We start from the raw sequence: 6,634 nt of genomic DNA on the forward strand, positions 1-6,634 counted from the left end.
TTAGTATAAATTGTTTATATTATTGTTTTTTTGAAAAATCAATTTTTACTGTAGCATAAAGCGATTGTTTTAAATGGTTTTAAAACATTTTCACAAAATAGACACATTTTTGTTGACGTATTATGAACATCCGTATAATATGTGTATATAAAGTTCACTTGTTACAATTAGTAACCTGGTAATTCAGAAGGAGGTAGTAAGAATAAGTATTTTAACAAATAAAGCGGCACATTTAGTAGATTGACTAATAGATTAATGATCAAAATGTAAATTCGGCATAATCAAGGGGGATTAAAGATGAAACAAATCAATCGTGAACAATTAAAAGCAGCTGGTTTTAGCGAAGACGTGTTGCCGCCGAAGCCAGAAGATAGAAATTGGAAGATCGGAAATTATGCAACAATATGGATGGGATCCGTTCACAATATCCCTAACTATATTGCCATTGGTGGACTTTTTGCCTTAGGGATGTCAGCAGGACAAGTATTCGCCGCAATTATATTTGCGTCAATCATACTAGCAGCAGCACTGGTTTTTAACGGTCATGCTGGATCAAAATACGGGTTACCATTCTCAATGTTCTTACGCACATCGTTTGGTACTAAGGGTGCCATGATTGCAGGTGTGCTAAGAGGTGTTATTAGCGCAATCATGTGGTTTGGATTTCAAACATATGCAGGAAGTCAAGCGTTATCAATTCTAATCGGAAAGCTTTGGCCAACGTATTTAACGTTAGGCGGGGATTGGAATCTTTTAGGATTGTCGTTGCCAGCGTTAATTTCGTTTCTATTATTCTGGTTATTCAATGTTGCTTTAATTTATGGAGGAATGGGGTTATTAAGTAAATTTACAAATATCCTTTCTCCACTTGTTTATATAGTTTTTGGCGGTATGGCGATTTGGGCAATTAAATTAGCTGGCGGCGTTGGCCCGATCTTAGCTTATACAGGTGCAGGAGTCAGCGGAAACAAAGTAATTGTCTTTTTAGCAGCTATTACTGTAATAATTGCTGCTTGGGCAGCTCCAATTGTAAATGTATCTGACTTCACAAGATTGGCTCGCTCTACGAAGGATCAGGCTATTGGCCAAACATTAGGTTTAGTTGTGACCTATTTATTGTTTGCCATCGCAAGTATTTCGATTATTGTAGGCTCTGAAATTGCCTTTGGTACACCAATTTGGAATGTACTTGATGTAGTTGCCCGATTTGATAGTTCTTTTGCAATAGCAATATCTGTTCTTACACTAGCTTTAACAACATTATCGGTGAACGTAACAGGTAATATTGTTCCTGCAGGTTACCAACTAGCATCACTATTCCCGAAAAAACTAACTTTTAAGTCGGGAGCAACAATCGCGGCTGTATTAGGAATTGTTGTCATGCCTTGGAAACTTATGGCGAACGCGACGAGTATTTTTACATTCTTAAATATGATCGGCGGCCTATTAGCTCCAATCACGGGTATCATGCTAGCTCATTATTTTGTAGTTACAAAAACAGAAATAGACTTGAGCGAATTGTATTCCAAAAACGGTAAATACAATTATAAAAATGGTTTTAATGTGAACGCCATTATTACATTAACTGTTGCTGGCGTGCTTTCCTTAATCGGGAATTTCGTTCCAATCTTTAAACCGCTTTCTGATATTTCGTGGTTTGTAGGAATTATTTCTGCTTTTATTATTTACGCTTTACTTGAGTTACCTAATAGTAAAGCTGTTAAGTTTTCAAAACAGATGAAATTGAATGAAGAAAAGTAGCTAGAAATAAGGGTTTATCTATATAAACTAGGGTGTTAGCGGCAATTTTTAAAGAAATGCGGCTAGGGGAATGTCAAAAAATAGGCAATTTTGACGGTGGGTATAAATTTTATTTTTATCGAAAGGGGTTTTTATAATGACATTTGATTTACTAATTAAAGGTGGAAATGTTGTCTTCCGGGATGGTGTTCGTAAAGTTGATATTGGCATAAAAAACGAAAAAATTTCATGCATTGCGGAGCAAATTACTGAAGATGCAAAAGAAATTATTGAAGCGAATGGACAGTATGTCATGCCAGGAATGATTGATACCCATGTTCACATCAGTGAACCAGGCCGTACAGAATGGGAAGGCTTTGAAACAGGATCGAAAGCATTAGCGGCAGGTGGAACGACAAGTTACGTGGAGATGCCATTAAACGCACTCCCGGCAACAATTAATAAAGAGGCTCTAGACTTAAAACTTGAAGCTGCAAGCAATCAAAACTATGTTGATTATGCTTTCTATGGCGGTCTCGTGCCAGAGAACCTAGACGAGTTGGAAGAACTAGCAGATGCAGGTGTTCTTGCTTTTAAATGCTTCTTATCTGATATCACGAGCGATGTTCCAGGTGATTTCACAAATGTGGATGATTACACATTATATAAAGGTATGCAAAAATTAGCGGAATTAGATCAGTTGCTATGCATTCACGCGGAAAATCCATCGGTTACATCTGGTCTTGCTAAAGAATTTGCGAGAGAAGGCAAAAACTCTGGAGTAGAATATGCGGAATCACGCCCTGTTTTTACAGAAGTGGACGCTGTTCAACGTGCGATCCTTTTTGCTAAAGAAACTGGTTGTAAATTACATTTAGTTCACATTAGTACTTCAGAGGCTGTTCAAGCTATTTTACAAGCTCGTAGAGAAGGTGTAGATGTAACAGTTGAATCTTGCCCACACTATTTTGCCTTTACTGCTGAACAAGTTGATGAAATTGGTCCTAGAGCAAAATGTCAGCCTCCAATCAGAAAAGCAGAAGATCAAGCGAAATTATGGGATGAGCTTCTTAACGGGAATATCGACTGGCTCACATCTGACCATTCGCCTTGTACTGAGGACTTAAAGCAAGGAAATCTTTGGGAAGCATGGGGCGGAATTAGCGGAGCACAAAATAATGTTGACCTAATGTTTGATTTAGCTGTAAAACAACGTGGATTACCAGTACAGAAGTTTGTTGATTTAATTGCTGCTAATCCGGCTGAACGATTTAATTTGTCAAATAAAGGTGAAATTGCCGTTTCGAAAGATGCGGATATTATTTTGGTGGATCCTAACCAATCATATGTTGTTAAAAGAGAAGACCTTTACTACAAAAACAAACATAGTGCATATGAAGGCAGAAAAATTGACTGTCGTGTGACAAAAACAATTGTTCGCGGAAACGTCGTTTTCGATTTAGAAAAAGGGATTGTAGGAGCTCCTGTAGGTAAGCTTATTTCTGCTAAATAATTAATCCAAGGGATCAATAAAAATTTTTACCCTTGCTGAAAAATCGGCAAGGGTAATGGAAAAAATGGGGGAAAGAAACATGGTTAAATACGATTTAATTATTAAAAACGGGACGATCGTTACTGCAGATTCAATTGTTCAAGGGGATATAGGAATTAAGGAAGGGAAAATTAAGGAAGTCTCAATTGGCAAGTCAATAGAGGCAACAGCAGTTAATGAGATTGACGCACAAGGACTTCATATCCTGCCAGGTTTAATTGACACACATGTCCATTTTAACGAACCAGGCAGAACAGAGTGGGAAGGACTAGAGACAGGAAGCAGAAGCTTAGCTGCCGGAGGAGTTACAACATTCTTTGATATGCCGTTGAATAGTACGCCACCGACAATTAATAAAGCAAATTTAGTGCTGAAGAGCACTGCTGCCGCTGAAAAGTCAATCGTTAATCCTCGTTTCTGGGGAGGACTTGTACCAGAAAATATTGACGATTTAAAGGATCTTCATGAAAATGGCGTAATCGGATTTAAGGCATTTATGTCACCAAGTGGAATTGTGGATTTCAATAATGTTGATGATGAAACCATTTATAAGGGGATGAAAGAGATTGCATCCTTAGGTTCTCTTTTAGCTGTTCATGCTGAAAGTACGGTTATTACTGAACAGCTTGCGCAAGAAAAGCAAAGTCAAGGCAAAACAACTGCAAGAGACTTTGTTGAATCACGACCAATTATTTCGGAAATTGAAGCGGTTAGAAGAATTATTTCCTATGCAGAAGCAACTGGTTGTAAACTTCATATTGTCCATGCAAGCAGCCGCAAAGTAGTCGAAGTGATTAACGATGCAAAACAAAGAGGCGTAAATGTAACGGTTGAAACATGCCCGCATTATTTATCGTTGACAGTAAAAGATTTAGAAGAAAAAGGAGCAATGGCGAAATGTGCCCCTCCATTAAGAGATGAAGAAGAAGTAGAGGATTTATGGGTGGCAGTTGCTAACGGCGAAATTAACGTCATCGCATCTGATCATTCACCAGCACCGGCATCCATGAAAACAATAACAGACAACTTTTTTGAAGGATGGGGAGGTATTTCGGGAGCTCAGTCTACCTTGAATATCATGTTGACTGAAGGGCATTTTAAACGAAATCTCCCATTAGAAAAAATTGTCGAATTAACTGCTACAAACCCAGCAAAATTGTTCGGACTTTCAACTAAAGGAACAATTGCCGTTGATTATGATGCGGATTTGGCAATTGTCAACTTGAATGAAAGCTTTGAACTGAAGAAGGAAGATTTGTTTTACCGTCATCAGCACTCACCTTATGTCGGTATGACATTTAAAGGGAAAGTGAAGACAACAATTGTTGGTGGTAAAGTAGTGTTCGAAAATGGCGAACCAATAAAAAAATAAAAATGTAGGGGAATGGTTTTTTATAACTTAACTTCCCTGCAGTAATAATTAAAATGAAGGGGAGTTATTTTTATGGCACCAATGGCAATACATCATGAAGGGCAAAAGAGCAAGAAATTTATGATTCCATATTGGTGGAAAGTGGTTATTGCATTCACGTTAGGATGGATGTTCATAAATGCCAATAAATATTTTTTGAATCCTATTTTAGGGAATATTGGCTTAGAGTATAACCTGAATAATAGCCAGCTTGGACTGGTCAATAGTATATTCTTTCTGACTTACACGATCGCGCAAGTTCCAGCAGGAGCTTTCAGTGATAAATTTGGCAGGAAAAAATTGCTTGTAATTGGGTTTGTTTTATATGGAGTTTTGACAGGCATCAGTGGCCTCATGGCTGGCTTCACTGGCTTTATGGTGGCTCGTGCAATTGCGGGATTTTCTTCAGCCACATATTATGGTCCCCAATTTGCTCTATCATCTGAAGCGATTCCTGAAAAACGCAGAACTATAGGAAGTGCAATTATTAACAGCGGATCAGGGATAGGGATTGCTTTAGGTTTTGTCTTGTCGAGCACATTAGTTTTAGACAAAGGAATGAGTTGGAGCGTTCCATTTTATATTTTCGGTGTGTTAACGGTACTTGTCGGAATCCATATTTCGGTGTTAGTAAAAGAAAAAAATCCAGATATGGCACTTAAAGAAAGTGAACGATTAGAAAATTCGCCGAATAAAGGAGAAAAAGTTTCGGTTTTATCTTTACTTAAAAACCGCAATCTTTTGATTACCTTCCTAGTTTTATTTTGTTCCATTTACGGCTTTTCCGTCATTGTTACATGGTTGCCGAAGTTTTTGGAGACCGAAAGAGGATTCCAAGGCAGTCAAGTTGGTTTGATATCGGCCTTAGTCCCATTGGCTTCGATACCAGGGGCGCTTATCGCAAGTTATATTTCGGATCGCTTAGGTCGGAAGAAGCCTTTTGCTTTTGTGCTGCTTCCCATTGCGGCAATAGCATTGTGGGCAACTGTCTATGTTCAGGATACTGCATTATTAATCACAGCATTATTGATTTATGGGTTATTTGGTAAGATTGCGCTTGATCCGATTCTGATCGCATCTGTTTCTGAAAATGTTGATAAATCAGCGTATGGGCTTGCCTTCAGTCTCTTTAATTTTATGGGTATGATGTCGTCGGTTATCGCCCCTTGGTTTGTTGGTTTTCTTGCTGATAAAACAGGCAGTATGGCTATGGGATTTTTCTCAGCGGTCATTGTACTTGCTGTAGGGTTTGTGCTAATGATGTTCTTTAAAGAAGGCCCAAAAGTAAAAGAAACGGGTAAGTTGGAAAGTATTTAACTGCAGGTTGTAAGATCTATCATATTAAAAAAGGGGTTATAACAGGGGGATTTCACTGTTTATAGCCCCTTTTGATTGGAAGAAAAATGATGAAGTACTAGATAAGGAAAGATTGCAATAATGATTATAGCCACTTTTCAGCCCAAGTTTCAATTGTAAGAAGTGCTTTTCCCAATTCAGTCCCCTTTCTAGTTAAGGAGTATTCTGTCCTAACAGGGCGGTCGGTGATCACATTCCTAATCACGAGTCCATCTTCTTCAAGTTCTTTCATGCGTTCATTTAGCACGCGTTTACTTAAATCAGGAATATAGGCGTGGATTTCACTAAATCTTTTTGGTTCTTCCATCAGTGTGTGGATAATAAGCCCTATCCACTTTTTGCTAATCAGGTGATAAGATTGTTCAACTTTATTACATAATTGCTTCTGACTTGCATGCTCAATCATTAATTTCACCTCCAGAATAAAATGTGTTTGTATATTAATAATAACCTAAATTAATGTTAATCTTTATAAAATTTTATCATATATTTCCTTAATTATAAATGAAAATTCCTAATTTTTATGCGTTACAAAATCACTTTCGTTAATATTAAATAACCTACTAGTTATATTT

The 6,634-nt window shown here is 37.6% G+C and carries 5 protein-coding genes; 4 read left to right on the top strand and 1 reads right to left on the bottom strand.

Going from position 1 to position 6,634, the window contains the following annotated elements:
• Positions 1-297 precede the first annotated feature (297 nt).
• From allW to V7122_RS25065, 4 genes are all read left to right on the top strand, one after another.
• The gene (gene allW, locus V7122_RS25050; RefSeq protein ID WP_335529904.1) at positions 298-1,761 is read left to right on the top strand and encodes an allantoin permease; all 1,464 of its coding nucleotides are present in this window, start codon (positions 298-300) and stop codon (positions 1,759-1,761) included.
• A gap of 136 nt (positions 1,762-1,897) precedes the next feature.
• Positions 1,898-3,253, top strand: a complete 1,356-nt coding sequence (gene allB / locus V7122_RS25055; protein ID WP_335529907.1) for an allantoinase AllB — start codon at positions 1,898-1,900, stop codon at positions 3,251-3,253.
• Positions 3,254-3,332: 79 nt separating this feature from the next.
• Positions 3,333-4,664: an allantoinase gene (locus V7122_RS25060; protein WP_335529910.1), complete on the top strand. Its 1,332-nt coding sequence runs from the start codon at positions 3,333-3,335 to the stop codon at positions 4,662-4,664.
• A 72-nt stretch (positions 4,665-4,736) separates the two neighbouring features.
• The gene (locus V7122_RS25065; RefSeq protein ID WP_335529912.1) at positions 4,737-6,020 is read left to right on the top strand and encodes an MFS transporter; all 1,284 of its coding nucleotides are present in this window, start codon (positions 4,737-4,739) and stop codon (positions 6,018-6,020) included.
• A 124-nt stretch (positions 6,021-6,144) separates the two neighbouring features.
• Here V7122_RS25065 and V7122_RS25070 read toward each other — a convergent pair whose 3' ends face one another.
• A complete protein-coding gene (locus V7122_RS25070; RefSeq protein ID WP_335488487.1) occupies positions 6,145-6,465 on the bottom strand; it encodes a winged helix-turn-helix transcriptional regulator in 321 nt (106 codons plus the stop codon).
• Positions 6,466-6,634 lie beyond the last annotated feature (169 nt).

It is taken from the genome of Bacillus sp. JJ1532 (assembly GCF_036965085.1).
Lineage (GTDB): Bacteria > Bacillota > Bacilli > Bacillales > Cytobacillaceae > Cytobacillus.

Coding starts and splice junctions, on each gene's coding strand:
- allW (WP_335529904.1), top strand. CDS start 298: ATGAAACAAATCAATCGTGAACAATTAAAAGCAGCTGGTTTTAGCGAA.
- allB (WP_335529907.1), top strand. CDS start 1,898: ATGACATTTGATTTACTAATTAAAGGTGGAAATGTTGTCTTCCGGGAT.
- V7122_RS25060 (WP_335529910.1), top strand. CDS start 3,333: ATGGTTAAATACGATTTAATTATTAAAAACGGGACGATCGTTACTGCA.
- V7122_RS25065 (WP_335529912.1), top strand. CDS start 4,737: ATGGCACCAATGGCAATACATCATGAAGGGCAAAAGAGCAAGAAATTT.
- V7122_RS25070 (WP_335488487.1), bottom strand. CDS start 6,465: ATGATTGAGCATGCAAGTCAGAAGCAATTATGTAATAAAGTTGAACAA.